At 59.4% G+C, this 26,957-nt stretch carries 24 protein-coding genes and 1 tRNA gene; 14 read left to right on the plus strand and 11 right to left on the minus strand.

What is annotated here, in order from left to right:
• Position 1 precedes the first annotated feature (1 nt).
• Both G4C92_RS08250 and G4C92_RS08255 read right to left on the minus strand, forming a co-directional pair.
• On the minus strand, positions 2-901 hold the full coding sequence (locus tag G4C92_RS08250) for a carbohydrate ABC transporter permease (protein ID WP_274939389.1): 900 nt from the start codon (positions 899-901) through the stop codon (positions 2-4).
• A 14-nt stretch (positions 902-915) separates the two neighbouring features.
• Positions 916-1,851 carry an ABC transporter permease gene (locus tag G4C92_RS08255; RefSeq protein ID WP_274939390.1) on the minus strand — a complete coding sequence of 312 codons (936 nt, stop codon included), beginning with the start codon at positions 1,849-1,851 and terminating at the stop codon, positions 916-918.
• Between the two features lie 276 nt (positions 1,852-2,127).
• Here G4C92_RS08255 and G4C92_RS08260 point away from each other — a divergent pair, with 276 nt between their 5' ends.
• From G4C92_RS08260 to G4C92_RS08295, 8 genes are all read left to right on the plus strand, one after another.
• Positions 2,128-3,189 carry a LacI family DNA-binding transcriptional regulator gene (locus G4C92_RS08260; protein ID WP_274939391.1) on the plus strand — a complete coding sequence of 354 codons (1,062 nt, stop codon included), beginning with the start codon at positions 2,128-2,130 and terminating at the stop codon, positions 3,187-3,189.
• A 102-nt stretch (positions 3,190-3,291) separates the two neighbouring features.
• The gene (locus G4C92_RS08265; RefSeq protein ID WP_274939392.1) at positions 3,292-3,927 is read left to right on the plus strand and encodes a YesL family protein; all 636 of its coding nucleotides are present in this window, start codon (positions 3,292-3,294) and stop codon (positions 3,925-3,927) included.
• Positions 3,924-4,511, plus strand: coding sequence for a hypothetical protein (locus G4C92_RS08270; protein WP_274939393.1), 588 nt, complete (start codon positions 3,924-3,926; stop codon positions 4,509-4,511). The genes G4C92_RS08265 and G4C92_RS08270 overlap by 4 nt, the downstream gene beginning before the upstream one ends.
• A 188-nt stretch (positions 4,512-4,699) precedes the next feature.
• The gene (locus G4C92_RS08275) at positions 4,700-4,933 is read left to right on the plus strand and encodes a polya polymerase (protein WP_274939394.1); all 234 of its coding nucleotides are present in this window, start codon (positions 4,700-4,702) and stop codon (positions 4,931-4,933) included.
• Positions 4,934-5,009: 76 nt separating this feature from the next.
• Positions 5,010-5,570: an aminoacyl-tRNA hydrolase gene (gene pth / locus G4C92_RS08280; RefSeq protein WP_274939395.1), complete on the plus strand. Its 561-nt coding sequence runs from the start codon at positions 5,010-5,012 to the stop codon at positions 5,568-5,570.
• A 17-nt stretch (positions 5,571-5,587) separates the two neighbouring features.
• A complete protein-coding gene (gene mfd / locus G4C92_RS08285) occupies positions 5,588-8,977 on the plus strand; it encodes a transcription-repair coupling factor (protein WP_274939396.1) in 3,390 nt (1,129 codons plus the stop codon).
• A 221-nt stretch (positions 8,978-9,198) separates the two neighbouring features.
• Positions 9,199-10,704, plus strand: coding sequence for a hypothetical protein (locus G4C92_RS08290; protein WP_274939397.1), 1,506 nt, complete (start codon positions 9,199-9,201; stop codon positions 10,702-10,704).
• A 336-nt stretch (positions 10,705-11,040) separates the two neighbouring features.
• Positions 11,041-12,216: a galactokinase gene (locus tag G4C92_RS08295; RefSeq protein ID WP_274939398.1), complete on the plus strand. Its 1,176-nt coding sequence runs from the start codon at positions 11,041-11,043 to the stop codon at positions 12,214-12,216.
• Positions 12,217-12,458: 242 nt separating this feature from the next.
• Here G4C92_RS08295 and G4C92_RS08300 read toward each other — a convergent pair whose 3' ends face one another.
• From G4C92_RS08300 to G4C92_RS08340, 9 genes are all read right to left on the minus strand, one after another.
• Positions 12,459-13,100 (minus strand): V-type ATP synthase subunit D, encoded by a 642-nt coding sequence (locus G4C92_RS08300; RefSeq protein ID WP_274939399.1) that lies wholly within the window; start codon positions 13,098-13,100, stop codon positions 12,459-12,461.
• Positions 13,097-14,497: a V-type ATP synthase subunit B gene (locus G4C92_RS08305; protein ID WP_274939400.1), complete on the minus strand. Its 1,401-nt coding sequence runs from the start codon at positions 14,495-14,497 to the stop codon at positions 13,097-13,099. The genes G4C92_RS08300 and G4C92_RS08305 overlap by 4 nt, the downstream gene beginning before the upstream one ends.
• Positions 14,498-14,509: 12 nt before the next feature.
• Positions 14,510-16,285, minus strand: a complete 1,776-nt coding sequence (locus tag G4C92_RS08310; protein ID WP_274939401.1) for a V-type ATP synthase subunit A — start codon at positions 16,283-16,285, stop codon at positions 14,510-14,512.
• Between the two features lie 14 nt (positions 16,286-16,299).
• On the minus strand, positions 16,300-16,875 hold the full coding sequence (locus G4C92_RS08315) for a V-type ATP synthase subunit E (RefSeq protein ID WP_274939402.1): 576 nt from the start codon (positions 16,873-16,875) through the stop codon (positions 16,300-16,302).
• Positions 16,876-16,889: 14 nt separating this feature from the next.
• Positions 16,890-17,198: a V-type ATP synthase subunit F gene (locus G4C92_RS08320; protein ID WP_274939403.1), complete on the minus strand. Its 309-nt coding sequence runs from the start codon at positions 17,196-17,198 to the stop codon at positions 16,890-16,892.
• A 43-nt stretch (positions 17,199-17,241) separates the two neighbouring features.
• Positions 17,242-17,676 (minus strand): ATP synthase subunit C, encoded by a 435-nt coding sequence (locus tag G4C92_RS08325; protein ID WP_274939404.1) that lies wholly within the window; start codon positions 17,674-17,676, stop codon positions 17,242-17,244.
• A gap of 112 nt (positions 17,677-17,788) precedes the next feature.
• A complete protein-coding gene (locus G4C92_RS08330; RefSeq protein ID WP_274939405.1) occupies positions 17,789-19,750 on the minus strand; it encodes a V-type ATP synthase subunit I in 1,962 nt (653 codons plus the stop codon).
• 59 nt (positions 19,751-19,809) lie between these two features.
• Positions 19,810-20,865, minus strand: a complete 1,056-nt coding sequence (locus G4C92_RS08335; protein ID WP_274939406.1) for a V-type ATPase subunit — start codon at positions 20,863-20,865, stop codon at positions 19,810-19,812.
• A complete protein-coding gene (locus G4C92_RS08340; RefSeq protein WP_274939407.1) occupies positions 20,862-21,173 on the minus strand; it encodes a hypothetical protein in 312 nt (103 codons plus the stop codon). Before G4C92_RS08340 ends, G4C92_RS08335 begins: the two co-directional genes overlap by 4 nt.
• A 508-nt stretch (positions 21,174-21,681) precedes the next feature.
• Between G4C92_RS08340 and trmB the strand changes: the two genes are divergently transcribed.
• The 6 genes from trmB to G4C92_RS08370 all read left to right on the plus strand — a co-directional run bounded on the left by trmB (position 21,682) and on the right by G4C92_RS08370 (position 26,917).
• Positions 21,682-22,392, plus strand: coding sequence for a tRNA (guanosine(46)-N7)-methyltransferase TrmB (gene trmB, locus G4C92_RS08345; RefSeq protein ID WP_274939408.1), 711 nt, complete (start codon positions 21,682-21,684; stop codon positions 22,390-22,392).
• Positions 22,393-22,527: 135 nt separating this feature from the next.
• Positions 22,528-22,600 (plus strand) — tRNA-Lys (locus G4C92_RS08350).
• Positions 22,601-22,674: 74 nt separating this feature from the next.
• Entirely contained in the window at positions 22,675-23,268 is a 594-nt protein-coding gene (locus G4C92_RS08355) for a histidine phosphatase family protein (RefSeq protein WP_274939409.1), read from the plus strand.
• Positions 23,265-23,579, plus strand: a complete 315-nt coding sequence (locus G4C92_RS08360) for a hypothetical protein (RefSeq protein WP_274939410.1) — start codon at positions 23,265-23,267, stop codon at positions 23,577-23,579. The genes G4C92_RS08355 and G4C92_RS08360 overlap by 4 nt, the downstream gene beginning before the upstream one ends.
• A 499-nt stretch (positions 23,580-24,078) precedes the next feature.
• Positions 24,079-25,788, plus strand: a complete 1,710-nt coding sequence (locus G4C92_RS08365) for an ASKHA domain-containing protein (RefSeq protein WP_274939411.1) — start codon at positions 24,079-24,081, stop codon at positions 25,786-25,788.
• Positions 25,745-26,917: an AI-2E family transporter gene (locus G4C92_RS08370; protein WP_274939412.1), complete on the plus strand. Its 1,173-nt coding sequence runs from the start codon at positions 25,745-25,747 to the stop codon at positions 26,915-26,917. The genes G4C92_RS08365 and G4C92_RS08370 overlap by 44 nt, the downstream gene beginning before the upstream one ends.
• The last annotated feature ends 40 nt before the right edge of the window (positions 26,918-26,957 follow it).

Genomic DNA, 26,957 nt, shown 5'->3' on the forward strand with positions numbered 1-26,957 from the left:
CTTATCCTTTCACCGAACCGACCATGATGCCCGCATCGAAATGCTTCTGGAAGAACGGGAACATCACGAGCAGCGGAACGGACGAAATGATGATCGTCGCGTATTTCAGAAGCTCTCCGAGCTGGGCTCTGGCCGCCGTACTCTGCATATCCGCAATCATGCCGGGCTGCGGCTGATTCTGAATCAGGATCGCCCGGAGTACCAGCTGCAGCGGCTGCTTCACGTCCGAGCTGATGTAGATCAGAGCGTCAAAGTAGCTGTTCCACATCCCGACGAACTGCCAGAGCACCAGGACCGCGATTACCGGCTTGCAGACGGGCATCAGCACCTTGAAGAAGTAGGTGACTTCATCGGCGCCGTCCACGGAGGCCGCTTCCCGGAGCTCCTTCGGAACGCCCTGATAATAGGTGCGGGCGATGATCATGTTCCAGACGCTGAAGGCACCGGGGAGGATCAGAGCCCACATGGAATCCAGCATGCCGAGATCGCTGATCAGCAGGTAGGTGGGGATCAGGCCGCCGTTAAAGAACATCGTGATGATGAAGATCACGTTGAAGACCTTCCGTCCCCGGAAGTCCGTTCTTGACATCGGGTAGGCGCATAGCAGCGTCACGAAGACGGAGATCGCCGTGAAGACAGTGGAATACAGGACGGCATTTCCGAACCCGATCCAGATCTGCTGGTTTTTGATAACCCTCTGATAGGCGGTCAGCGTCCATTTACTGAAGTCAAACGTGATGCCGTGATTCTGAAGAACGACCGGATCGATGAAGGACGCCACTACGATGTAAAGAAGAGGAATGATGACGGCGACGACGAAGACGGCGAGAAAGACATTGCCGACAACCGTGATGGTTTTGTCCGATGCGCCCATTGAGGAGAATTTCTGCTTTGCTTTCATGATCATACCCCTCCTTAAATTCCCTGACCTTCATTCATTCTGGCGACGATCTTGTTGACCGCGATCAGAAGGATGACATTGATGACGGTGTTGAAGAGCCCGACCGCCGTGGAAAAGCTGTAATCGCCGTCGAGAAGACCCTTCTTATATACGTAGGTCGCGATGATTTCCGAGGAGGGAAGGTTCAGGTCCGTCTGGAGCGCGTAAGCCTTCTCGAATCCGATGCTCATGATGTTGCCGGCCTGAAGGATGAACTGGATCACGACCATGTCCTTGATGGCCGGCCAGTCAACCGCCTTGATCTGCTGCCAGATGTTCGCGCCGTCGATGACGGCCGCTTCACGAAGCTCCTGGCTGGCGTTGGACAGCGAGGCAGTGTACATGATGGAGGCCCAGCCGGCGCCCTGCCAGATGCCGCTGATGATGTAGATGCTTCGGAAGGCCTCTGGCATCGTCATGAAATTGATGCTTGTATGAAAGGCCAGATTGACAGGTCCCGTCACCGAAAGAAGGATCCGGACCATACCGCAGAGGACGATTACGGAGATGAAGTTCGGCATGTAGAGGATCATCTGGACGCCGCTCTTGAGCTTTTTGTTCTGAATCCGGTTGAGAAGCAGCGCAAGAATAATCGGAACGGGGAAGCCCCAGAGAAGGCCGTAGACACTCAGCTTCAGCGTGTTGGCAAGATAAGTCATGAAATCCGGGGAGGTCAGGAACCGCGTGAAGTTCCGGAAGCCGACCCAGTGACTCCCGACGATGCCCTTGATCGGGTTGAAATCCTGAAACGCGATCAGGATGCCTCCCATCGGGATGTATTTGAAGATCAGCGTCAGCAGCAGCGCAGGGAGCAGAAAAATCAGGTACAGCTGCCAGTGCTTTCTGAAATAGTGTCCGAAGCTTTCCTTATGCTTCGGAACGGCCGCGACTGATTGTACGTTATCCGCCATTTTCCTTTCCTTTCATTCTGAGAAACAGGTTGGGTGACACATTTTTCACTGATGCAAAACCGGTTTTGTTTTCATCCTTACTATAGAACGGTGAGACATATGCGTCAATCATAGATTTTACAAATGCACAATTAAGAACGAATTTCTGCACAAATAAACAAATACACCGGTTAATTCTTGTGCAACAGTCCGGTAATGTAAAAACGATGATTTTACATTTGACACATTCCCGGAGCGGCCCTATACTGAAGAAAAAGAATAAAGGACGGAATGCATATGGCGAATCGGGTCACAATTCAGGATATTGCCGACGAGCTCGGCCTTTCCCGCAATACGGTTTCAAAGGCAATCAACAATACAGGCGTTCTGGCGGACGCAACCAGACAGAAGGTCCTCGCGAAAGCGATCGAGATGGGATACAAACAGTTCACCTATATGGATATTTCGTCGCTGGAGCCGGAACGGCACAGCGGGGAAGGCGGCGAGATCGCGCTGCTGACGGCGTCGTTCCTCGATCATTCGCATTTTGCCTCTTCGATGCTGGACCGCTTCCAGTCGGAAATCAGTCAGCTCGGTTACAGCATGAGCATTCACAATGTCTGCGCCGCCGACCTTCAGGAACGAAAGCTTCCCGCGTCTTTTCATGAGGACACGACGGTTGGGATCGTCTGTGTAGAGGTCTTCGATCCGGACTACTGCCGGATGCTTTCCGGACTCGGGCTCCCGCTTCTGTTCATCGACGCGCCCGTGATGACGGACGGCGAGCAGCTGAACGCCGATATCCTGCTGATGGATAATACGGCTGGGATCCTTTCCTTTATTAAGGAAATGAAACGGAGAAACAGGCTCAGGATCGGTTTTATCGGTGATGTCATGCACTGTACGTCCTTCTTCGAGCGGTATATGGCGTTCCGTAACGGCATGTTCTACAATCAGCTGCCGATCGACGAGGCGTTCTGCCTCACGGACAACTCGGACCGCCTCGGATTCGGGCACAACCGGGATTACATTCTGTACCGTCTGAACAAGATGAAGACACTGCCGGACGTCTTCATCTGCGCGAACGATTTCGTCGCCGTCGATCTGCTTCAGGTCCTCGAGTCGGTTCATGTCAGCGTTCCGGAGCGGATTCAGGTGCTCGGCTTCGACGATTCCCCGGAATCCCGGATCGTCACGCCGAAGCTTTCCACGATTCATATTCACAGCCAGGTGGTTGGATTCTCGGCTGTGCAGCTTCTGGTTTCCCGGATCAGGGAACCGGAGCTCGACTACCGGAGAGTTTATGTGGAGACGAATCTGATCCTGAGAGCGTCCACCGGAGATCCGGCGGAGACGTGATCCGGGGCGCCGCTCTTCCGGCGTACGGAAGGGACAGGAAGAAGCGGATTCCCTGGTGCATTTTCGGCAGTTTCATTGTTCTCTTTCACGGAGGTATGGAGGATGAATCGGTTTTTTCAGCCTGACAGCGGTGTGATGCGGTTTTTCGGCCACGTGGCGGACACGCTTCTTCTGAATCTTCTCTGGATTTGCTTCTCGCTTCCTGTCGTGACACTGGGAGCCTCCACTTGTGCGCTCTACCGGGTCACGCTGGCGATGGCGCGGGATGAAAACGTCCATATTCCGGGAGATTTTGTCAAAGCGTTTAAGGAGAATCTGCGCGGCGGAACCGTGATCGGCCTGATCATGACGGCTGCCGGAGCGGCGCTGGCGGCGGACGGGTTCATTCTGTACCGCCTCCGTTTCACGAACGCGCTCTGCACGATCGGCTTTGCCGTCTTCCTCTTCCTGACGGCTGTCTATCTTGTTGTGCTTGTGTATGTCTTTCCGCTGCAGGCGGCCTTCCGGAACACGCCGCTTCGTATGATCCGGAACGCTTTCCTGATCGGGATCCGCTATCTCTTCTGTACCCTGCTCATCATCGGGATCCATGCCGCCGTCGTATGCACGGCCGTCTGGCTGTTTACCCCGATTCTCTTTCTGGGAGAAGGCCTCTGCGCGTTTCTTTCCTCTATTCTTCTCAAGACAGTGTTCGGAGCGCTGGCGTCTCCCGCTTCCGAAGAGGGCGGCGCGGAATGAACGGGTATATGAGGGAGCTGAACACCCGTCAGAAGCTCCGCTATCTGTGGGATTACTACCGGATCCGCATCGGGCTGGGCGTGCTGGCCGTCATCGCGGTGATCGCCGCACTGGCACATGCCCGGACGAAGCCGGATATCCGGCTCTCGGTCGGGATGATCAATCTTTCTTCGGGAAATGCAGCCGGTGTCCTGAAGGACGGCTATCTGGACTCTCTTTTAAAGCATGGCCGGAAGGACACGGTGCATCTGGCGGAGGGGTACCGGATTGCCGACCGCACGGATGACAGTCTGGATTTCGAATACACCTACGCCTCCAACATCAAGCTGCTGGCGCAGATCACAGACCGGTCGCTGGATGTCGTGCTGATGGACCGGGCCGCGATGAAGGTGATGGAGCGGAACCGCTATCTGATGAGGCTTCCGGATCAGATATCCGGAGAATCGGACGGATACGCGGTCGCGCTTCCGGCCAAACAGTGTCGCGCGCTTTTCGGCGGCCGTGCGGAGGTCTGCGTCGGGATCATCGCCAACACGCCGAGGAAGGAGGAGGCGCTTCGGTACGTCCGGTACCTGCTTGCATGAGCGGATCCGGACAGCGGAACGGTTCCGTCCCTGCTGCGTCTGCCGGCCGGATATCCGGTGAAAAGTCCGGAAAACCGCGCAAAAACGCCGTTGCACGCGCCGACGTTTCATATTACAATGGCAGGTGGAATCATGTTGTGTATCCGGCGGGAGCGAGAGGCTTCCGTCTGAGGAAAGGGGCATATAAAATGAAGCTGGAGAACATCAAGGATGTCAATAAATTCTTTCAGGTCGTCGATTCCTGCAAGGGCAAGGTGATGCTGGTGACAGGCGAAGGCGATCAGCTGAACCTCAAGTCGAAGCTTTCCCAGTACGTCTCCCTTGCGAATATCTTCTCGAACGGTTCGATTCCGGAAATGGAGCTGATTGCGTCCGAGCCGGAGGACGTTCAGAAACTCGTCAATTTCATGATGAACCAGTAAGCGTCAGCAGGCGAGAAAAAACGGGGCAGGCCGCACAGGGGTGCGGCCTGTCGTTTGTGTTTCGGGAGAATTATGTATGTTTATCATTGCAGGACTCGGGAACCCGGGCGCGCAGTATGCGGGCACCCGGCACAATATGGGCTTTGATGTCATCGACCGTCTGGTGGATCAGTACCGCGTGCCGCAGGACGGCGTGAAGTTCCACGCGCTGACGGGACGGACGAGGATCGGGAGCGGGACGGTGCTCCTGATGAAGCCGCTGACCTATATGAATCTGAGCGGCCGGGCTGTCCGGGAAGCCGTCGCTTTCTACAAGGCGGATCCGGCCTCGGAGCTGATCGTGGTCAGCGACGACATCGATCTGGAGCCCGGGAAGATCCGGATCCGGAAGAAGGGAAGCGCCGGCGGGCAGAACGGACTCCGGAATATCATCGAACAGCTGGGGACGGATGCCTTTATCCGCGTGAGGGTCGGCACAGGCGCGAAGCCGGCGGGATGGGATCTCGCGGACTGGGTGCTCTCAAGACCGGACCGGGAGACCCGGGCGCTGATCGACGACGCGCAGGAGCGGGCGGCGAAGGCCTGCGTCATGATCCTGACGGAAGGCCCGGACCGGGCGATGAATCTCTTTAACTGAGCGGGAAACGAGGAACGATGAAGAAGATATTGCTGGAACCGCTGAAGGGGCTTCGGGAGTATGAGGAGATCCGTGACATCATGCGGAAGGAGACCGGGCTGATCTCGCTTTCGGGGTGTGTCGAAGCGCAGAAGGCGCAGATGATCGGCGGTCTCACATGGGATGTGAAGCAGGTGGTGGTCGTCGCGGAGAATGATCTTGCAGGCAAGACGCTTTTTGAGAACCTGAAGCTTTATGAGCCGGACGTGCTCTGGTATCCGGCCAAGGACCTGCTCTTCTATCAGGCCGATCTTGCTTCCAATGCGCTGGACCGGCAGCGGCTCACGGCGATGCAGGCCCTGCTCCGTCCGGAGGAACGCCATATCGTCGTGCTTCCGGCCGCCGCGCTGATGGATTATGTGACCGGGCGGGCGGCGATGGCGGCGCAGACGCTTTTGTTCCGCACCGGCGGCGAGTACGATCTGGAAGCGCAGAAGAGAGCGCTGACGCTGCTCGGCTACGAGCGCGGCGCGGAGACGGATTCGCCCGGCCGGTTCGCGGTGCGCGGCGATATTCTCGACGTCTGGCCGCTGACGGCGGACCATCCGGTCCGGATTGAGTTCTTCGGCGACGAGATCGATTCGATCCGTGTCTTTGACGAGGAAAGCCAGCGTTCCATCGAGGAGACCGGAGAGGCGTCCGTCTGTCCGGCCAACGATCACACGGGGAGCACCGCGCCCTTCTACAAATGGTTTGACAGGAACGAGACGGAGTTCGTGCTGGACGAGCCGAACCGGATCCTGGACGCCGTCCGGGCGACGGAGACGGAGTTCCGGACCAGCGTGGAGATGAGGATGGAGCAGGGCGGCTTCGACCGGGACGAGATCCCCGGACTGGCCGGGGTGGACGAGCTGACCGCGGCACTGAACCGGAGCTTCACGCTCGCCCTCTCGATGCTGGAGATGCGCCGGGAGAACTGGCGGATCCGGGCCTCCTTCGGGACGACCGTGCAGGCGGCAGGAACCTACAACAACAGCTTCGACATGCTGACGAAGGATCTCACCCGGTACCGGAAGAAGGGCTACCGGGTGATCGTGCTGTCCGGATCGCATACGAGGGCGCACCGGCTGGCGCAGGGCCTTTCGGACTCCGGAATCCCCGCGTTCTGCACGGAGAACATGCAGCAGACGCTCTCTGACGGGCAGATCGCCGTGATGTACGGCCATGCGTCGAGAGGATTCGAGTACCCGCTGATCCGCTTCGCGGTGATCGCGGAGTCGGATATTTTCGGCGCGGAGAAGGCGAAGAAGCGCAGGAGAACGGTCCGGAAGGACGGAAAGCACATTGCCAGCTTCTCGGAGCTGAACGTCGGTGATTATGTCGTGCACGAGAATCACGGCATCGGCATCTACCGGGGCATCGAGAAGGTCGAAGTCGACGGGGTGCTGAAGGACTACATCAAGATCGAGTACAGCGGCAGCAATCTTTACATCCTGGCGACGCAGCTTGACATGCTCCAGAAATACGCCGGCGGCGCGGACGGGGCGAAGCCGAAGCTGAACCGTCTCGGCGGCCAGGAGTGGGAGAAGACCCGGGCGAAGGTCACCACGGCGGTCCGCGGCATCGCGAAGGAGCTGGTGGCGCTCTACGCGCGGAGACAGCAGAACGACGGCTTTGTCTACGGCCCGGATACGGAGTGGCAGAAGGAATTCGAGGAGATGTTTCCCTACGAGGAGACGGAGGATCAGCTTCAGGCCATCGAGGACACGAAGCGGGACATGGAAAGCCATAAGATCATGGACCGCCTGATCTGCGGAGACGTCGGCTACGGAAAGACCGAGATCGCGATCCGGGCCGCCTTCAAGGCCGTTCAGGAAGGCAAGCAGGTCGCTTATCTCGTTCCCACGACGATTCTCGCGCAGCAGCATTTCAATACCTTCACGCAGCGGATGAAGGATTTTCCGGTGCGGGTGGACATGCTCTGCCGCTTCCGCACGGACGCCCAGCAGGAGAAAACGATCCGGGATCTGAGGAACGGTCAGGTCGACATTGTGATCGGGACGCACCGTCTGCTGTCGAAGGACGTGCGCTTCAGGGACCTGGGGCTGCTTGTCATCGATGAGGAGCAGCGCTTCGGCGTCGCGCACAAGGAGAAGATCAAGCAGCTCCGGAAGAACGTGGACGTCCTCACGCTGACGGCCACGCCGATCCCGAGGACGCTGCATATGAGTCTGATCGGGATCCGGGATATGTCAGTTCTGGAGGAGCCGCCTCAGGACAGGGTCGCGATCCAGACCTATGTGATGGAATATAATCCGGAGATGGTCCGGGAGGCGGTCTGCCGGGAACTGGGCCGGGGCGGTCAGGTTTATTACGTCTACAACCGGGTGCGTGACATCGCGGATATGACGAAACGGATTCAGGACATGGTGCCGGAGGCCACGGTGGCGTACGCACACGGCAAGATGAGCGAGCGGGAGCTGGAGAGCATCATGGTGGACTTCGTGAACGGCGCGATCGACGTGCTCGTGACGACGACGATCATCGAGACCGGTCTCGATATCGGCAACGCCAACACGATGATCATCCACGACGCGGACCGGATGGGACTCTCCCAGCTGTATCAGCTGCGCGGCCGCGTCGGCAGGACGAACCGGACGGCGTATGCCTTTCTTATGTACAGAAAGGACAAGATGCTCAAGGAGGTGGCGGAGAAACGGCTGTCCGCCATCCGGGAATTTACCGAACTTGGCAGCGGTTTCAAGATCGCGATGAGGGATCTGGAGATCCGGGGCGCCGGCAATCTGCTGGGCGCAGAGCAGTCGGGCCATATGGCCTCGGTTGGCTATGACCTTTACTGCAAGCTGCTGTCGGAGGCGGTCAGCGAGGCGAAGGGGCAGAAGACGGAGCGTGAGTTCGAGACGATCGTCGATCTCAGCATGGATGCCTTCATTCCGGACAGCTATATCTCCAGCGAGCCGCTGAAGCTCGATTTCTACAAGCGGATTGCGTCGATATCCGATCAGGAATCGTACAGCGATGTGCTCGATGAGCTGCTTGACCGCTTCGGGGAGCCTCCCAGGGCGGTGATCAACCTGATGAAAATCGCGAAGCTGAAGGCGGCGGCGCACCGGGGTCAGATCGCGGAGATCAAGCAGACCGGAAAGCAGGTGAAGATCACGGCGGTGCCGGATCCGGCTTTTGATGTGCAGGAGATACCGCGGATCATCGCCTCTTTCGGCGGGCAGTTTACGATTCACGTCTATCCGGGAGAAACCTGCTTTCTGTATCACGGCCCGCGGGAGGAGGAACCGATGCTGGAGAACCTCGGATGTTTCGCGGACGCGCTGGCGGAGACGGTGCCGGGCGCGCAGGACGAAGCGGAAGTTTCCGGGACGGACGGGGCCGCGCCGCGCAGAAAGGAATAGGCGGCGCCGGCCGGACGGAAAGCGCAGGGCTGCGCCGACGGACCGCGCCGGCAGGGACGTGAGCACCGGGCACGCGCTGAAATTCGGCGGTGTTATGGACGAATCCGGAAAAAGGATTTATAATTAACCAGTTATTGACATACGCCGGGATACACGGCGGACAGACGGTCCGGCCGGGTGCGCGGCGGAGCGATAAAAGATTACATTCCGGGAGGAAGAGAATGATGAACTCTGTTCTTAAGAGAGCGGCGGCACTGGGCCTTAGCGCGCTGCTCGCTTCGACGGCGCTCGCGGGCTGCGGCAGCGAGAAGGAAAGCTCGTCGGCAATCGACGGGACCGCGACGCTGATGACGGTAAATGACGAGAAGGTGCCGCTTGGCGTCGCCGCCTTTTACGCCCGCTACCAGCAGGCGCAGCTTTATCAGCTGTACCAGATGTACTTCGGATCGGCGTCCTCGATCTTCAGCCAGTCCTACGACGAGAGCGGGACGACGTACGGCGACGAGATGAAGGAAGAGATGCTGACCAACCTGAAGACCATGATGGTGATCAGGCAGCACGCGGAGGATTACGACATCTCGATCTCCGATTCGGAGGAGAAGGCGATTGAGAAGGCGGCGCAGCAGTACATCGACAGCAACGATGAGGAGACCAGAAAGAAGGTCGGCGCTTCGAAGGAAGACGCGGTCGAGGCGATGGAGCTGCAGACTTATCAGAGCAAGATGATGGATCCGATCGTGGCGGATGTGGATACGAAGGTCACGGACAAGGAGGCGCAGCAGACGACGCTGACGTACGTCTCGGTGGCGGTGCCGGATTCCCTTCCGACTGATTCCGGCGCTGAGTCGGCGGTGACGTCTTCGGCGGACGGCGCGGAGTCTGTGCTGAGCGGTTCGTCTGCGGCGGAATCGCTGACGACGGATTCCTACGCGGCGGACAGTGTGGCGGCCTCCGCGACGGAAAGCGTCAGCGCGGCGGATGTGACATTGTCCGGCACGGAGTCTGCCGCGGCGGAGTCGGGCGCCTCCTCCGGACTCTCCGGCGCGGAGAGCGTCGAGTCGGCCGCTGAAGAACCGGATCCGGCGCTTCAGGCCTATGCTGAGGCAAAGGCGCAGAAGGTGCTTGACGCGGCGGAAAAGGAGACGGATACCGCGAACGCGGATCTGGACGCTGTCGCGAAGTCCGTGGACAAGGATCTCGCCGCTTCGAACGGACAGTTCACGACGAATGACACCTCGGATACGACGCTGGATTCCAGTCTGGTCAAGGCTGTCTCCGGGCTGAGCGACGGAACGCTGGTGGATCATGTGGTGAAGAGCTCGGATGGAAAGAGCTTCTATGTTGTCCGGCTCGACAAGAACTTTGACAAGGACGCGACCGAGACGAAGAAGCAGAACATCGTCGTCGAGCGGAAGCAGAATAAGTTCAAGGAAGTGACGGACGGCTGGGTGAACGAGGCGAAGATCAAGGTGGACGACGACGTCTGGGCGACCTTCACCATCAGCGATGAGGAGCCGTTCACGCTGGTGACGCCGGAGGCGTCTCAGTCGGCTGCCGAGTCGGCCGTATCCTCCGCGGCGAGCGGGACATCGGTCAACGGCGCGGAAACGCCGGCGGATGAGGCGGCTTCCGCCGCCGCGTCCGCGGCGGAGACGGCCGCCACGACTGCGGAAACCGCAGCCTCACCGGTCTCTGTGCCGGCGGCCTCCTCGGAAGCGGATTCCTGAGACCTCAGCCAGCTGCCGTAAGGAAACGAAGAATGCACCAAGGCCGGCCCCGCCGGAGCGGAAGATACGCTCCGGCGGGGCCGTTTTATTCGCCTTTCTGTCCACCGGTTTACGTAACAAAACTGCAATAATCTGTGGACAAAGTGGATAAATTCGTGCATAACTCGGAAAATCAAGCGAAATAGATGGTGGAATCGTGTATAAATCAGGTGGATAACTTCGGGAGTTCGTCACATTGGTGACGATTGACGGTCAATTTCATTCATTCTGATTATTGTATTCAATCCTGCTGTAAAGTAAACTGATCTGGTATACATGATGGCGGAGGAAAAGAGAATGACCCGGGTTGAGCTGATCGAGGAATTTTTGAAACGGTTTGGCGACAGTGATCAGGCGGTTCGCGTTTTTTACGCACCGGGACGGGTGAACCTGATCGGAGAACATACAGATTACAACGGGGGACATGTATTTCCCTGCGCGCTGACGCTTGGGATTGAAGGCGTGTTCCGTCTTCGCGGCGACCGGACGGTCCGCCTTGCATCCCTCAATGAAGCCGACGGAATCCGCACGTTTTCTCTGGACGATCCGCTGGTGCTCCGGGAAGAGGACGGCTGGGTCAGCTATGTGAAGGGCGTGCTCTGGGCCTTTCAGATGAGAGGCTGTGTGATCCCCGAGGGCTTCGAGATGCTGATTGAGGGCGATCTGCCGGCCGGCGCGGGCCTTTCCTCCTCGGCGGCTCTGGAGGTGCTGACCGGGATGGCCGTCACGCGTCTCTATGAGCTTCAGAACGTGAATGAGATCGAGATCGCGGTGTTAAGCCAGCGTGCCGAGAGTAAGTTTGTCGGAATGAACTGCGGGATTATGGATCAGTTCGCGTCCGCGATGGGGCGGAAGGGCTGCGCGATCCTTCTGAATACGGACCGGATCCGCTACGAATATGTGCCGCTTCATCTGGGGGATGCGAAGATCGTCATCACGAACAGCAAAGTGAAGCATTCTCTGGTCGATTCGGCGTACAACACGCGCCGGACCGAGTGCGGCAAAGCGCTGAAGAAGCTGCAGCTTGTCAGCAACATCAACCATCTGTGCGATCTGGATGTGGATAAGTTCGAGAGCACCAAGGACGTGATCATGAACGATACCTACACAAAGAGAGCGCGTCATGTGATTTATGAAAATGCACGCACGATCCGGGCCGTCAGCGCGCTGCGCGTCGGCAATCTGAAGCGGTTCGGCGAGCTGATGAATCAGTCCCATATTTCGCTCCGGGACGACTATGAGGTTTCCTGCCCCGAGATCGATTTTCTGGTCAAGTCAGCGTGGAAGATCGACGGCGTGATCGGCAGCCGGCTCACCGGGGCCGGTTTCGGCGGCAGCACGGTGAGCATTGTCCGCGGAGACGCGGTGGAGACGTTCCGTGAACAGCTGACGAAGGGATATCAGGACCGGTTCAATATGACGCCGGACTTCTATGTGGTGGAGGCCGGGGACGGCGTGAGAGAGATTCCCTGAGAGCCGAAGGCGAAGCTCCGCCGATACGGAGGGAGAGGTGCAGCCGGCACCGGGAAGCGGCCGGGAGACGGGCCCGGCGGAGGTGCGGAAGCATTCCCATGAAACGTCCGGACATGATGGGAACCGATGCAGGACGGATAGGAGCCCGGGCGCGATCCTCAAAGAGATCGCGCCCGGGCTCCCTTTATATTCAGCGTATCTGCCATCCGTTCCTGACGGCTGAGCCGGGACAAAGCGCGTGCTCAGGCGCTTTCCGCCTTTTTCGCGCTTTGCCGCTTGATGACCTTCATGCGGGTGAATTCCTCGCGTTCCTTCTCCTCGAGGGAGGCGGAGATCGCCTTCACGAGCGTCTCGTAGTACGGGATCGTGATGTTTTTCAGCGCGTTGGCCCGCTTCTGCGTCCGCTGGATATCGGCGGCGAGACGGTGCGCTGTGATCTCGTACTGCGCCAGAGAGAGCGTCAGACTCCGTACTTTAAGAAACATCCTGCGCGCCTCGTCCAGCGCGTCTCGGGAGCGGTAGAAGGCATAGGCGGGCTTCACGTCGGTGCTCGTCGGGGATTCATCCCGGACCAGCGGGATCTCCGTACCCATGATGCTCCGCGTGTGGACGGAGATATCCGTCTCCAGCTCGATGGTCCGGGAGAGACGCTGGACGGTGGAAATTCCCATCTCCAGATTGGCCTTCTGCAGCGCGGCGTACGCCTCGCGGTAAGTCACGTCGATCTGGGACTGGAGCTCCTTCGCCTTCTCGATGTGCGTCGTCAGCTCGCGGATCAGGATGTTCCGCTTCTTGTCCATCAGATCGTATCCCTGACGGGCCAGCGTGAGCGAGTTCTTCGCGCGCATCAGATTGCCTTTTGTTGGGACTTCATTCGGATTCATACGTTCGCCCTGTCGTTCTCGTCATTTCCGTGAAAATACTTCTTCAGCATACCGCTGTCGATCCGGTCGAGCTCGGATTCCGGAAGGATATGGAGCAGCTTCCAGCCGAGATCGAGCGTCTCGATGACGCTCCGGTTGGCGTCCTCGCCCTGGCCGACAAATTCGGACTCGAAGGCCCTGCCGAAGGCGAGGTACTTCTGATCACTCTCGGACAGTTCGTCCTCGCCGATGACGGAGGCGAGGGAGCGGACATCCGTGACCTTCGCGTAGGAGGAGAAGAGCTGGTTGGCCAGCGCCTGATGATCCTCCCTCGTGTAGCCTTCGCCGATGCCGTCCTTCATCAGACGGGACAGCGACGGCAGCACGGAGATCGGCGGGTAGATGCCCTGGCCGTTCAGCTGGCGGTCCAGCACGATCTGACCCTCGGTGATATAGCCCGTGAGGTCGGGGATCGGGTGGGTGATGTCGTCATTGGGCATCGTCAGGATCGGAATCTGCGTGACCGAACCTTCCTGCCCCTCCACGATACCGGCGCGCTCGTACATCGACGCCAGATCGGAGTAGAGGTAACCGGGATAACCCTTTCTGGACGGGATCTCACCCTTGCTGGAGGAAACCTCACGGAGCGCCTCGCAGTAGGAGGTGATGTCCGTCAGGATCACCAGAATGTGCATATGTTTCTCGAAGGCGAGGTACTCGGCCGCGGTCAGCGCCATCTTCGGTGTGATCAGACGTTCCACTACCGGGTCGTTGGCCAGATTGAGGTACATCGTCACGTGATCGGAGACGCCGCTTTCCTCAAAGGTACGGCGGAAGTACTCCGCGACGTCATATTTGACGCCCATCGCGGCGAAGACGATGCCGAACTGCTCGTTGGCGCTGCCGCCCAGGTTTGCCTGACGGACGATCTGTGCCGCCAGCTGATCGTGAGGCAGACCGTTTCCGGAGAAAATCGGAAGCTTCTGGCCGCGGATCAGCGTGGTCAGACCGTCGATGGCGGAGATGCCGGTGTTGATGTAGTTCCGCGGATATTCCCGGCGGCAGGGATTCAGCGGCAGTCCGTTGACGTCGTATGTCTCGCTGGAGACGATGGGCCCCAGACCGTCGATGGGACGGCCGATGCCGTCGAAGGTACGGCCGAGGATATCCTCGGAGAGCGTCACCTGCATCGGATGGCCGGTGAGCCGCGTGTGCGTGTTCGTAAGGCTCATGCCGGTCGTGCCCTCGAAGACCTGGATGACCGCCCGGTCATCATAAGCTTCGATGATGCGGCCCAGCTTCTTCTCCTTCTCGTCGACCGTGAACTCCACGATCTCGTCGAAGGCCGCGTCCTTCACGCCCTCCAGCACGACCAGAGGGCCGTTGATATCACTTAAACCAAGATATTCGATTCCCATGAGCAACCTCTTTTACGCGTTCTTCTTCATGACGGTCTGATAGAAAGCTTCGATCTTTCTGCTGTACTCATCGAACAGCTCAAGGTGATCATTGGGGATATCGTACTTGATCGCGATCACCTTGTCGAAAATATCCTCCGCCTTCAACACGGACATCGGGTGTCCCTGCGCAACCAGTTTCTTTGATACCCGGTAGAGATGCAGGATCGTCTCCATCATCAGGAACTGCTTCTTCAACGGGACGTTCTGGTCGTCCTTGTGGAAGGCGTTCTGCTGAAGGAACCCGACGCGGATTACCCGCGCGATCTCCAGCGTCAGCTTCTGGTCGTCCGGAAGAACGTCGGAGCCGATCAGCTTGACGGTCTCCATCAGCTTGTTCTCGGCGTGGAGGATGGCGATGATCTGCGTGCGGTCCTCCATGAATTTCGGGTCCACGTTCTTTTTGAACCAGGGCGCCATGTCGTTGGCATTTTCGGAATAGGACTCCATCCAGTTGATGGCGGGGTAGTGGCGCGCGTAGGCCAGCTGCTTGTCCAGCCCCCAGAAGCACCGGACGAACCGCTTGGTGTTCATCGTCACGGGCTCGGAGAAGTCGCCGCCCTGAGGAGAAACCGCGCCGATGATGGAGACGGAGCCGCGGCCGCCCGAGAGGACGTCCATCATGCCGGCCCGCTCATAGAATGCGCTCAGCCGTGAGGCGAGGTAAGCCGGGTAGCCTTCCTCCGCCGGCATCTCTTCCATACGGCCGGAGAGCTCACGCAGCGCTTCGGCCCAGCGGGAGGTGGAGTCGGCCATAATCGCGACATCGTAGCCCATATCGCGGTAGTACTCGGCCATCGTAAGCCCCGTGTAGATCGAGGCCTCGCGGGCCGCCACCGGCATATTGGAGGTATTTGCAATCAGGGAGGTGCGCGCCATCAGCTTGTTGCCGGTCTTGGGATCCTCCAGCCTGGAGAAATCCTCCAGCACCTCGGTCATCTCGTTGCCGCGCTCGCCGCATCCGATGTAGATGATGACGTTGGCGTCGGAGAATTTGGCGATGGAATGCTGCGTCATCGTCTTGCCGGTGCCGAAGCCTCCGGGGATCGCAGCCGTGCCGCCCCGGGAGAGCGGGAAGATCGTGTCGAGCACCCGCTGGCCGGTGACCAGCGGCTCGATTGCCGCCAGACGCCGGATATAGGGGCGGGCGACGCGGATCGGCCACTTCTGGGCGAGCGTCAGCTCGCGCGTCGTGCCGTCGGGCAGTTCGACGGTCACGATCGGTTCCGTGACCGTGTAGGGACCGTCCGGCTTTACTTCCTTCACCACCGCTTTGGCGATCAGCGGGGTCATCATGCTGCGGTGCAGGATCGAAGGCGTTTCCTGCGTTTCCGCGATGACCTGGCCTGCGGTGATCGTGTCGCCGGCATGCACCTTCATCTTTACGTCCCATTTCCGCGTCTCATCCAGTGCGGAGGCGTTGACGCCGCGGGTGATGTATTTGCCGGACGTCTCGGCGATCTTCTCGAGGGGACGCTGAATGCCGTCGTAGATATTGTTGAGAATGCCCGGGCCGAGCGTGACGAAGATCGCCTCGTCCGTGCCGTAGACGAGCTCGCCCGGCTTCATGCCGGAAGTCTCCTCATAGACCTGGACGGTGGTCGTGTCTCCCTTCAGAGAGATAACCTCGCCGACGAGACGCTCTTTGCCGACGTAGACCATTTCGGACATCCTGAATCCCGTGGCGTTCTTCAGATAGATTACCGGTCCGTTGATGCCGTAAATTACTCCGGTCTTCTGTGTGCTCATTCGTTTTCCTCTTCTTACTGTAAGGTGTAGCTGTCGCGGATCTCCGCGAGACGGTAGCGGAAGGAATTGTCAAGCAGGACATGTCTCGCGGGAATCACGGCGCGAAGACCGCCGTCGAATTCCTCTCCCGGGCGGGAGATGGTGAGCGTCTCGCCGGTCTGCTCCTCGAGCGTCTTCTTCAGTGCGCTGTCGGAAGGGTCGATGTAGAAGCGGACCTCATCCGAACCGGCGAACGCGCGGGCCGCGCGGATTTTGGAGGCCAGAAAGCCGGTATAGTCCGGGGTTTTCTTGAAGGCCATCAGCCGGTCGAGGGCTCTGGCGAAGAGCTGCGCCTTGATTTCCTCCTGCCGGGCCGCGATTTTCTGACGAAGCGCGACCTGTCTGGCGGAAAATTCCTTGTTCAGATCGCGGCTGATGGAAGCCCGTTCCTCCTCTTCGGAGGCGCGTGCCTGACGCTCCTTCTCCGCCTTGTGCTCCTCGAAGGCGGCGTCCAGCTGCTTCTGATAGCGGTCCAGCTCGGCATCGCTCTCGGCGGCCGCCTGCTCCAGCGACAGATCGTAAAATTTCTTGAGTTTTTCGTCTAACGTCATATGATTACCTATCTTCAAAGCCTGAGTCCGATTGCCTGACTGATGTAGTCCGTGATGAAGTGCGGGCTCCGCCCGGTGCCGTGGCGGTCCGGAATATCGATGATGAGCGGCATGCTGTGCGTCAGCTTGGCGCTGTTGACGATATCGGGATAGTCGCGGCCGAACTTCTCGGTGAGGAGAAGGATGCCGATCGAGGGATCGGCGCATGCCTTCTCCAGCGCCTTCTTCAGCTCGTCCCGTTCATGCACGACCACACCGTCCACGCCGGCGAGACGCATGCCGGTGAGGGAATCGATGTTATCGCTGATCAGGTACATTTTCATGCTGATTACCTTGCTTTTTGATCAAGTGAGATGCGCCCGGGCATCAGAGCTGGCCGAGGATCATGAAGGAGATGATCAGACCGTAGAGGCAGACGCCTTCGGCCAGGCCGACGAAGATCAGGGACTTACCGAGGATGGACTGGTCTTCGGAGATCGCGCCCAGCGCGGCGGAAGCGGCGGACGCCACGGCGATACCGCCGCCGAGGCAGGAGATGCCGGTGGCCAGAGCCGCCGCGATGTAGCCGAGTCCGGTGGCCATGCCGTTTCCGGAGGAAGCGGAGGCGGCGAGCACGTTGGAGGCGCCGGCGAAGGTGGAGACGACCGTGACGCCCAGCAGGCCGAAGAACGTGAAGCAGTTGACGGCCAGATGACTCTTGAAGCGGCCCTTCGTGCGCTCGCCCTTAAGGAAGGCGACGCCCGGAAGGATGATGGAAAGAACAAGCGCGATAAACAGGGTGATTTCGATTGCTGTAGACATACTCGGTTTCCTCCTCACGCTGATGCGTGACTAAAATGAAATGGTCTGCTGATTTATCTTTGTCAGCCGAATCGTTTGCGCCGCGGCTGGTCGGTTTCTGCGTTTCCGCCTCTCAGGCGGATTTCTGCTTCTCCTTGCGGAACGGGACGAAAGGTCTGCCGTCGCCGCGGTAGAAGCGGGAGAACATTTCGTAGTACTCCAGACGGAGCACCTGGATGCCGACGATCAGACCCTCCATGCCCATGACGAATGCATTTCCGAGAATGACCGCGATCCAGTTCGGCGTACCGCCGTTGGCGGCGCCGGCCAGCATCAGGACGACCTCCATCATCGCCGCGTGGCTGACGGCGAAGGCGCCGATACGGACGAAGGAGAGCGTGTTCGAGAAGAAGGAGAGCAGTGTCTCGAACATCTCGAAGAAGCTCTGGATGATGAACATCCCGACGCCTTCCTCCGGCTTCGAGTGATCCTTTGCGACCAGCCGGCCCAGCGGTTCCTTGCAGAACATCGCCGCCAGCGGCAGGATGAAGAATACCAGAATGAAGGCGAAGCCGATCTTCCGGTGGCTGGAGCCGAAGGCCGTGAAGACGGCGATCACCACACCGACGTAGAAGAGGAAGCCGGCGAGCGAGTTCGTTCCGAACAGCTCGGCCTCCCGGTCATGCAGCCGGTGCGAGTTGATGATGTTGAACACCATCGTCGTGAGGATCAGGAACATACCGAAGACGATGGCGTAGACCAGCACCGAGTTGATCGTTCCGACGCCGGGAAGATTCATCGTCTGTTCCTTCGGTTTCAGCCAGATGTGATGGATGATCGTATCCTCGAACCCGAAGAACGATCCGAACATCATGCCGAAGAAGGTGGAGAAAATCCCCGCGCAGCTGATGATGCCGGCCAGCCGGATATGCCGGAACCGGTAGAGCAGCGCGCCTCCGATCAGAAGCACCAGTCCCTGACCCCAGTCCCCGAACATCGCGCCGAAGATGAAGCTGTAGGAGATCGCCACGAAGATCGTCGGATCGATTTCCCGGTAGTTCGGCAGGCCGTACATCTCGATGTACATCTCGTAGGGCTTGAAGAACTTCGGGTTTCTGAGCTTCGTCGGCGGCGTCTCGCCGGACGCGGCCGAGTCCTCGACAACGCAGACGACTTTCGCGTCCGAATCCAGCTCTTTCTGAAAACGGTCGGTGTCCCCTGCCGCCATCCAGCCGCAGAGGATGTAGTAATTTCCGTCCTTGTGGCGGATACATCCGGCCTCGCGGCGGATCTCGTAGTTGGCGCTCATGTTTTCGAGCCGCCGCTCCGCGGCGAGCAGCTGCGGGGCATCCTTCTCGAGACTGGTGAGCATGCCGTCCGTCAGAGCGCGGATCTGGTCCGCGGCGGATGCAGATTCCTTCGCCAGCTGGTCGTAGACCTGGCCCGGCGTGCCGGTGTAGCCGTCGGGGATGAAGATCCGCTCGAAATGCATGGACGCGTAGACCGCGTCGATCATATGCATTTCCTTCTCCGGGGCGAAGTAGATGCCGTACACATACTGCTCATCGCTCTTCGTTCGGAAGAAGACTGTGACGAAGTTGTCATAGACGTAATTCTTGAATTTCTCGAAGTAATCCTTCGGGATCTTTCCGAAACGGAAATCGACGTAGTGATACGTGAGAATCCGCTCCAGATGCTCCGGCAGATCGCGGAACGGCTCGAGCGCCTTCATGGTGTCGGCGAGCTGCTTCGTCTTGTCCTCCAGCGCTTTTTTCTCCTCGCGGCTCTCCGCCAGTCTTCCGCCGATGGTTTCGAGAAGACTGGCGAGACCGGCCGGATCCTCCTCCGTGTCCTCGGAGGAGCGGGCGATGGCGCCCCGGTCCTTCTCCGGGATCAGATCGGTGTAGGACCGGATCCTGGACAGCATGTCCCGGTAGGGATTGGCGCCCTGGAACGGGGTGACCCGCTTTTCATCCGGAAGCTCCCGAAGGGCGTTCTCCAGATGAATCTCATACCGGGACAGATACTGGTCAACGACGCGGTCAAGGTCGCTCTCCGGTCCTGTCAGGGTGATGAATTTCATTTTTTCGATCATAATCGTTCCCTTTGCGTGGTTAATGTGGTCAATGCGTCTGACTATCTTCCGCAGACGGATCAGCGTCTGAGGACAATCCCGATCGCCTCTTCCGGGCTGATATGATAGCGGACGCACTCGATGGCCGTTGTCAGGCGGTAAACCTCGTGCTCCTTCCAGTACAGGTAGTAGTAGAGGATCGCAATGGAATAGGGATGCTGCGCGGCTTCGTTCCGGAGGACGGACTTGCAGATTTTCGTGTACATGTACTGCAGGTTGTCCTTCGTGAGTTCCGGATACTTCTTCGCGTAGTAGGTGCTCTTCAGCGCCCGCTCGTAGGCGTCCATATTCTCGGCTTCGACGAGCGCGCGGATATCCTGCTTCGTCAGATGGTAGAGCGCGGGGATCGTCAGCGCGTAGGTCTCCACATCATTCAGGTGATAGTAATATTTCGCCCGATGAATGTACCAGAGATTCAGCGTGTCGAATTTGGTCCCGTAGAACTTCGTCAGAAGAGACAGCTGGCTCTTGTCCACGGTTTCCTTCCGGTCCCGCCAGCAGGCGCCGAAGTGGAACAGATCCAGTGACGTTTCGTAGCGGAACAGCGTAGCGTCCTGCCCGGCGTGCACTTTCGTGAGCGTGTCGAAGTACGGCGTTCCCTCACAGGCCTTGATCAGATCCTCCACGGTCCGGGAAGCCAGCAGCGCGTCGAAATGAAGGTCCGAGTATTCGTCGAAGAACTGCTTCTCCTCCCGGATGAACCGGGGAACATCGTCCGGAATCGATTCCGGGTCGAAGACGCGGGCGAGCTGCTGCTTCAGAAAACGCACCTCGTACCGCCGGCCGTAGCGCCGGAGGAAGGGCTTCTGCTCCTCGCCGGCGAAGCGGTAGATCCGCTCGAAATCGTAGAGCACGGTGTTGCGGAGGAGCGTCTCGATTTCGCCGCGGTGGAGATTGTTCTCGTCCAGAGGGGCAAGCACGGCCGCGTAGCCGGGATCCTTCTTCAGATAGGCGACGACGGCGGGAACGTCGGAGAGCGCCACGATCGCCCGGAACTCATCGTCTGAGATGAAGTGGCTCTCCATCGCCCGGACCTTGGTGGTCAGCCCGCTGTAAGCCAGCATGCGGCTGCTCATTCAAGCACCTGCTTTACGATGGCGTCCGCGCGGCTGTCGAGCTGGGCGGCGTAGTATTCGTTGATCCGGTTGAGCTGAGCGTCCGCCTCGCGCTCCAGTCTGTCGAGCCGGCTGCGGTCCTGATCCTGCATCTGCGCCCGCAGCGCGTCCAGCTTCTTTGCGGAGTCGGCGTCAATCTGCGCATCGAAGGCGGCGGTCTTCTGATCGGCCGCCTTCTCAAGCTCCCGCTTCCGGTCTTCGGTCTGCGCGCGGACCTTCTGGGCGGCGGTTTCGATTTCGTCGAGTCTGTTTAGTACAGAAGCGTCCATGAAATCCTCCTGTTTCTGCCTGATCGGGCGCCGATTTCCGCCTGCGCCCGACTTATTACTTATATAATGCTTCCGAAAAATCGATGTCATTATATGCCGGGGACACCAAAAACACAAGCTGATCACAAAAGTGTGGCAGTATGCACAAACATGAAAACAATACAGGACGGATGATTCGTCCGAAGCGCGCAGGAGGCGGGCGGACAGGGAGAAAAATGTTCGTCGGAACTGTCGGAATGACGGAGGAGAAGGCGGCCGCAGCCGATTGCATTTCCCGATTGTCTCCTGTAAGATGGAACATGCAGCCGCCCGCCGGAAACGTGCGGGGACATGCAGTCCGGAGGGCGGAACGCGCGGAGAACGAAAAGAGACGTATCACGGCGCGTCCTGACGGATAGAGAAGGGAAGATGCAGGCGGCCGGCACGAAGGCCGGAAAGCGCGGCGGAACATCCGGACGGAAAGAGAAACGGCTGACAGACGGCGAGACAAAGGAGCGGGCAGCGTAAGATGAGACTACGGAATATCCCGGAAGCGAAGGAGATTGTCGCACGGAGCGCGTTTGTGGTAAAGAATCCCGAGACGCACCGCGGTCACTGGAAGGAGGATCCGTCCCGGCCTCTGTATGTGGAGATCGGTATGGGCAAGGGCCGTTTTCTGATTGAAACGGCGCTTCTGCATCCGGAGGCGGACTATATCGGCGTGGAGCGATATGAGAGCGTGCTCTTCCGGGCCTGCGAACGGATGGAAGGCATTCCTTATCACACGCCGAGAGATCAGATGGAGAACGCCGGACAGACCGGGGCGCTTCCGGTGCCGGCCAATGTCCGCTTTCTTTCGACGGACGCCCGGGAGCTTCCGGCTGTGTTCGCGGAGGGCGAGGTGGACGGCCTTTTCTTGAATTTCTCGGATCCCTGGCCGAAGGCGCGCCACGCGAAACGCCGGCTCACCTCCTCGGAGTTTCTTTCTACTTATGAAAAATATCTGCGGGACGGCGGCCTTCTCGCATTCAAGACGGACAATACCGGTCTCTTTGAATTCTCGGTGGAAGAGGTGAGGGCGGCGCCGCACTGGCAACTGCTGAGCGTGACGCGCGATCTTCATCACGATCCCGAGATGTGCGCCGGTAACGTGATGACCGAGTACGAGCGGAAATTTTCGGCGCTGGGGCATCCGATCTGCAGGCTGGAGGCGGTGTACAGGCGGGACGTGGCGGGGTGAGCGCCCGTCTTCCGGATCGGTAAGAGCGAAAGAGAAATAGAAGAGCAAAAAAATTGAAAAAAGTACTTGCAAATCCCGTTGCCGGTGTGTATACTAGCACTTGCGTCTGACAGAGACGAGCAAAGAAAAAGAGATGCGCTTTTAGCTCAGTTGGTAGAGCACCTGACTCTTAATCAGGGTGTCCGGGGTTCGAGCCCCCGAAGGCGCACGAATCGCACCGGAAGCCCATCGGCTTTCGGTGTTTTGCTGTACGAACACATCTCCGGACAGAGAGGAGAATCGATGAATATCTGGCTGACGCGGCACGGACAGACGAATCTGAACGCGGAGCATCTGATGCAGGGGCGGACGGACGAGCCGCTGAACTATGCGGGCCTCCGGCAGGCGGAGGAGATGAGAAAGAAGATCGGGAACATCTGCTTTGACGCCGTTTTCTCGAGTCCGCTTCGAAGGGCGGTCCGTACGGCGGCGATTCTCGGCGGCGTAGGCGAGGATGAGGTGATCATCGACCAGCGTCTGATCGAGGCGGATTTCGGACCGTACGAGCTGAAGCGTTACTGGCTTCTCGGTCCGGCGATGACGCTCTACTGGATGTTTCCGGAGGTCTTTCCGGCGCCGGAGGGCGTGGAAAGCGTGTCCTCGATGGTGCGGCGGAGCGCTTCCTTTCTCGGGGATCTGGAGAAGGAGCCCTATGAGAACGTGCTCGTCGCCTGCCACGGAGGAATCATGCGTGCCCTGAGCGGGCATCTCGCGGACAGGAAAAACGGCATCATGTGGCGGCCGGCGCCGCATAACTGCGAGATCCGGATTTTTGAGGCGGAGAACGGAAAACACAGGATGGTAAGAAGGATAACGGATAAGGAGGATGCGGAATGATCTTTGAGGGGTGCCAGAGCAAGGCAAAGGAAATTTCCATCGAGGAGCGCCGCTGCCCGAACTGCGGGCATGAGGTCGAGATTTTTTCCGTGGATACGGAAGTGGTCTGTGAGAACTGCGGCTTCGTGATCTACAACGACAAGCTGAGCTGTGTGCAGTGGTGCAAGTACGCGAAGCAGTGCGTCGGCGAGCAGCGCTACAATCAGCTGATGAAGGTGGCGCAGATGCAGAAAGAGCGCCGTGAGGCGGAGAAGAAGGCGCGCGAGGAGGAGAGGAACGCGCAGGAAGCGGAACGGAACGCCCGTGTCTGACGGAGACGGGAGAGACGCGGAAAAAGAGAAGGCGGACGGCGGGAGAGCCGGACGCGGATCAGAAATCGCTGCGAGAACGGGGGCAGCCGGTTGGAACCGGCTGCCCCCGTTCTCGTATGCAGACGCAGATCCCGGAGCGCCGTTCCGGTTCCGCGGCGGTTTTACGAAGGCTTTACTGCCATTTTACGGCGGTGCGATAGAAGGAGAAGACGGCCGGGTGATACGCTCTTCCCGAACCAGCAAACAGGCAAAGGGAAAAAAAGATGAGTATGAAGAAAGCAGTGAACATGCTGACATGTCCCGGCCTTTCCGCCCGCCTTCTTTCCGTCTGCGGCCGGACAGCGCGGTCCGCTGCGGTTCGGCCGCCTCTGTGTGCGTTTCACGGCGGGAATCCGGGACCTGCGTGTCCGTTCGATCCGAACAGGCGGCTCTCCGTCCGAAGCGGTTGCGGCCGGATGCCTCTCTGGTTTATGATAGGGGGCAGTCAGGGAGGAACGATATGCAGGGAATCAGCCGGAAGATGGAACTTACGCTGACGCCGCCGTCGCCGGAGGACGCCCGCGACGAGGAAACGAGACTTTTGGAGGCGATCCGGGAGGCGTGGGACGGCGGGGACGCGGAGCCGGAAGAAATGGGAAACGGCGGGGAGGAGACGCCGATTCGTTTTCAGTATAAGGCTCTGCAGAGCCTCCACGGTGCGCTGGTCCGCGGAGAATGGCGCGTCACGGCGTCTCTTGCCTTCGACGGACTGGCATGGAACGTGGTCGGAGTCGAGCCGGGCCGGACGGCCGCGGCGCATTACGGCTGCGCGGTGGATCTCGGCAGCACGACGGTTGTGCTCGATCTGATGGACTGCGGGTCGGGGAAGCTGCTCGACGAGGAAAGCGGATACAACCGCCAGATCCGGTTCGGCGAGGACATTCTGAGCCGGATTTTCTGCTGCAAGGATCAGCCGGAGCGGCTGAAGGAGATACAGGAGGAAACCTGCGCGACGATCCGGGAGCTGATGGACCGGGCGGCGGAGCAGACCGGAATCCGGCCGGAGGACTGCATCTCGATGGTGATCTCCGGCAACACGACGATGATCCACTTCCTTCTGGGAATGGATCCCTTCGGCGTGTTTCACGAGCCCTACGCCGTGGCGGTGCTGGATCCCGGCTTCATTCCCGGCTCCGCGCTCGGTTTCCCGATCGCGGGGGAGGTCTACTGCGTCCCGGGACGGGCCAACTATCTCGGCGGCGATATCGTCAGCGGCATGATCGCGACAGAGATGTACCGGAGGACGGATATTTCGGTTTTCTTTGATATAGGGACAAACGGGGAACTGGCGGTCGGCGGCGCGCCGTTCCTTCTGTGCGGCGCCGGAGCAGCGGGACCCGCGCTGGAGGGCGGAAGCGTCAGCACCGGAATGCGGGCCGGAACCGGTGCCGTGGACCGGATCCGGATCGATGGAGATGCCTTTCATTATCATGTGATCGGCATGCCGGAGGGAGCGGAACGGGTCTTCGGCCCGGCCGAAGACCGTGCCGTCCGGGAAGAAGCGGCGGCGCCGGGCTGCGCATCGGCGCCGGACAGCCCGGCGGCCCGCGGCATCTGCGGATCCGGTCTGGTCGATCTCCTGTCGGCGCTTTTCCTTCATGGATGGGTCGATATCCAGGGATCTTTCCGGGAGGAACGGAGTCCGCTGATCCGACGTGAGAGGCGGCCGGACGGCGGAGAGGAGACGGCGGTCCGGTACGCGCCGGGACTTGCCTTCTCCTCGCAGGATATCCGGGAACTGATCCGGACGAAGGCGGCCGCGGCCACGATGATGGAATATATTCTGAATGAAGCCGGCATCGGGCTCGGCGACGTCAGCCGCTTCTATATGACCGGATCGTTCGGCACGCATGTGGACAAAGAGTCGGCGGTCAGCATCGGCATGTACCCGGATGTGCCGCGGGAGAGGATCATACTGGCCGGGAATACATCCCTTGAGGGAGCGCGGGAGATTCTTCTGAGAAAGAGCGCGCTCAAGGACGTCCGGACCGTGCTCGCGCTGATGGAGTATGTGCAGTTCGGCGCGGTGGCGAACTTTGTGGATCTGATGCAGGCCGCGTCGGCGCTGCCCCACACGGATATGAGCCGTTACCCAAGCGTAGCGGAGAAGCTGAAGAGGATGCAGGATGAAGCTGTACGAAAAAAACAAGAACAAGAAGTGGATGAATAACACGATCGCGCTCTGCGCCGCGGTTCTGTTTTATCTCGTCCTCTCGCGGCTGGGCACGATCTTCGGCGGCATCGCGGCTTTCTTCCGATTCATTTCCCCGGTGCTGGCGGGGATCGCCTTCGCCTACATCATGAACCCGATGGCGGTCCTTCTGCAGCGGGGGCCTCTGCGGGGTATGAAACAGGAGCGGAAGCAGTGGATCGTCGCGAACGTGATCACGATTCTTGTCGTGCTGCTGGTGCTGACGCTGATTCTGGTCGCCGTGATTCCGCAGCTGGTGGAGAGCGTCCTCGGCCTGATTAACAATATGGGCTATTACGCGAAGGGCCTCACGAAGATGCTGAATGATCTCAACGCGCAGGCGGCCAGCAACCGGATCGATATCAGCAAGCTGACCGAGGCCGGCGAAAACCTGCTGGGACGGCTGACGTCCTATGTCAGCGCTCATTCCGGCGAGCTGATCAGCACGGTTTCCAGCGTGGGCAGCAATGTCGTGACGGCGGTGATCAGCTTCATTCTCGCCATCTATTTTCTGATGGACAAGAAGCACCTTCAGGCGGGACTGAAGCGCCTCCTGTCTCTGCTGCTGTCAGACCGCGGTTACCGCAACCTGATGGGCTTCGGGCGGAGATGCAACGCGATTCTCGTCCGCTACGTCTGGTGCGACCTGCTGGACGGACTGATCATCGGCTGCTCCAACGCCGTGTTCATGATGATTATGCAGATGCCTTATGCGGCGCTGGTATCCGTCGTCGTGGGTGTGACCAATCTGGCGCCGACCTTCGGCCCGATCGTCGGCGGCGTGGTCGGCGTGTTCGTTCTGATGCTGGAGAATCCGTGGCATGCGCTTGCTTTTCTGATCTTCACGGTCGTGCTGCAGACGATCGACGGCTACGTGCTGAAGCCGAAGATGTTCGGCGGACTGCTCGGCGTTCCCGGCATCTGGATTCTCATCATGATCATCATCGGAGGCCGGATGTTCGGCGTGATCGGCATTCTGCTGGCGATCCCTGTGGCGGCCATTCTTGATTTTGTCTATAAGGAATACATTCTGCCGGCGCTGGAGCGGCGGAAGGCGCGCAGAACGAAGGAGGCCGCCGGCGGCGCGGAGAACGGACGGCCGGACTGAATCCATCGATTCTTCACAAAGAAGACGCGGATTCCTGATA

Origin of the sequence: Chordicoccus furentiruminis (genome assembly GCF_019355395.1) — a bacterium.
GTDB classification, from domain to species: Bacteria; Bacillota; Clostridia; order Lachnospirales; family Lachnospiraceae; genus Chordicoccus; species Chordicoccus furentiruminis.